Here is a 2,573-nt window from a genome sequence, read left to right on the forward strand (position 1 = left end):
CGTTCGATTGAGCGCAGCGGTCAGTTCCGCATGCCGCCACAGCAGCGGCAGCACCGCGACGACGAGGCCGGCGCGATGGGCGGCGAGCACGGTGAGCACGAACTCGACCGTGGCAGGCAATTGGATCGCAATGACGGAATTGGCCGGCAGACCCGATTCGACGAAATAGGCCGACAGCGCCTCGATCGCCGTGTCCGCCTCGGCATAGGTCATCCGTCGTGGCTGGTGCCCGGTCACGCGGGCCTTGTTGAGGGGATCGAGCAGCGCGGTCGCGTGCGGCTGCCGCATCAGCGTGCGCTGGAACAACGTGTCGAGCGTCGGCGATATGGCTGGCTGGTTCACGGCGTCACTTTGCTTGATGAGCGGAAGGCTGCCCCTTCGACCACCAGGTCTCCGGCAAATAGCCTGAGAGCGAGGTGGCCTTGGGTCGTTCTATCCGATTCCAGCGCGCGATCCATTGCTCGGATACGTTAAACAGGGGGATTGTATAGAAGCCCGCGATCAGAGCGCGATCGAGGGCCCGTACCGTCGCGACGAAGTCCGTATGTTCACGGGCCTCGAGCAGGGCGGCGATCATGGCATCGACCGCAGGATCCCTGGCGCCCATGTAGTTGCGAGTCCCCGGATTGTCCGCGGCGGCGCTGCCCCAGTAGAAAGATTGCTCGTTGCCGGGTGATAGCGACTGATCCCAGCGGTTCTGGATCATGTCGAACTCGAAAGCGAGCCGGCGCTGGTCGAACTGGACGGGATCGACCGACCGCACGCTCGGCTCGATGCCGGCGCGCTTGAGGTCGCGCTGGAAGGCGAGCGCGATGCGCTCCTGGTCGCGGGTCGTGACCAGGATCTCGAAGGTGAAGGGCGCTCTGGTCGCACGGTTGCGCAGCACGGTGCCGTCGAGCTCGTAGCCGGCCTCCGACAACAGTTTCAGCGCGGCGCGCAGCGTGGTGCGGTCGCGCCCCGAGCCGTCGGTCATGGGAAGGCGGTAGCTGCCGTCCATGATGTCGGCTGGAATTCGAGCCGCGAACGGCTTGAGCAGCTCGCGCTCGCGCGCATCCGCGGGGCGGCCATAGGCCGACAGGTCGGAGCCGGCGAAATAGCCGGCAACGCGCGAATAGAGACCGAAGAAATAGTTGCGGTTGACCAGCTCGAAATCGAACAGCAGCGTCAGCGCCTGGCGCACGCGGATGTCGGCGAAGATCGGCCGGCGCGTGTTGAACACCAGGAACTCGGATGGCTGCGGCACGCCCGGCTTGACGGTGTCGCGGATCACCTCGCCGCTTTTCGCGGCCGGAAAATCATAGCCGTCGTGCCAGCGCAGCGGCTCGTGCTCGACGCGGAAATCGTAGAGGCCGCGCTTGAAGGCTTCGAACTGGCCGTTGGCCTCGCGAAAATAGTCGAGCCTGATCTCGTCGAAATTGTAGAGCCCGCGGTTGATGGGCAGGTCGCGGCCCCAATAGTCGGGATTGCGGATGAGCGTCACGCTGGCCCCGGGCTTCACGGCCGTGACGCGATAGGGACCGGAGCCGATCGGGCTCGTCAGCGTCGTCTCCTCGAAGGTCGCGACCTCGACTGCGTGCTTGGGCAGGATCGGCATCAGGCCGAGGATCAGCGGCAACTCGCGGTCGTTGGCGCCCGCAAGGTCGAAGCGGACGGTGAGGGGATCGCTCGCCTCGGCCTTGGCGACTTTGGCGTAGTACTGCCGGTGGTTCGGCCGGCCGTGGTCGCGCAGCAGCTGCCAGGAGAACAACACGTCCTCGGCCGTGACCTGCTTGCCGTCGGCGAAACGGGCGCGGGGATCGAGGCGGAACGTGACGAAGCTTCGCTCGTCGTCGGTTTCGACGCTCCTGGCGAGCAGGCCGTAGAGCGTGAACGGCTCGTCATTGCCGCGCGCGAGCAAGCTCTCGACCACGTAGCCCCGCATCTGCTGCACGGCCAGTCCCCTCACGATGAAGGGATTGAGACTGTCGAAGGTTCCGAGAACACCCCAGGTCAACCGGCCGCCCTTAGGGGCATCGGGATTGACGTAGGGCATGTGGGTGAAATCGGCCGGCATCGCCGGCTTGCCGTGCATGGCGATGGCATGCGCCTCCTCGCCCCGTGCGGCGCCGGTCGAGGGTCCCCCGCCGAGCACCAAGACAAGGGCTGAGGCCAAGACGCAAAGACGGACACCGGGGCCCTCGAAAAGGCGTTGGAACATGAACATCAGCACACGTTGATTCGAGGACCGGTAGGCCTGAATCCTATCACAGGGAATTTCACCGGGGTGCAGCTGCGGATGTGGCCAAAGGCGCTTGTCGGCATTGATCTTTTCGTCGGCCACGTTAAGAAGGCGGGCAATCGCGCAAGAGCGCCGAGCCCGTCACTTATCTGCCTCAATTGACGGGAAGAGAGCCGCGCCCAAGGCGGCTAGGTTCGGCGCTTCGGAGCGGTTCGGGCACTTCCCGTTCAGAAAGGGTTTTCCGCAATGAATTTCCGTTACTTGGCCGCGTCCGTCCGGCCGCGTGGGCGACTTCTCGCCCTGTTGACGGCGACGGCGTTGGCCGTTCCGTTTGCCGCCGAGGCCCAGACCCCGG

General features: G+C 65.3%; 2 protein-coding genes and 1 pseudogene. 1 reads left to right on the plus strand and 2 read right to left on the minus strand.

Annotation, left to right across the window (positions count from 1 at the left end):
• Both MOV75_RS34085 and MOV75_RS34090 read right to left on the minus strand, forming a co-directional pair.
• A partial coding sequence (locus MOV75_RS34085; protein WP_247007530.1) for an AMP-binding protein occupies positions 1-342 on the minus strand: 342 nt, incomplete at its 3' end.
• 4 nt (positions 343-346) lie between these two features.
• Complete coding sequence (locus MOV75_RS34090; RefSeq protein ID WP_246931965.1) at positions 347-2,203, minus strand: extracellular solute-binding protein; 1,857 nt, start codon at positions 2,201-2,203, stop codon at positions 347-349.
• Positions 2,204-2,464: 261 nt separating this feature from the next.
• On the opposite strand from MOV75_RS34090, the pseudogene MOV75_RS34095 reads away from it, so the two are divergent.
• A pseudogene (locus tag MOV75_RS34095) lies at positions 2,465-2,573 on the plus strand (invasion associated locus B family protein); the annotation flags it as partial.

The sequence above is a fragment of the Bradyrhizobium sp. PRIMUS42 genome (assembly GCF_023006515.1).
Lineage (GTDB): Bacteria > Pseudomonadota > Alphaproteobacteria > Rhizobiales > Xanthobacteraceae > Bradyrhizobium.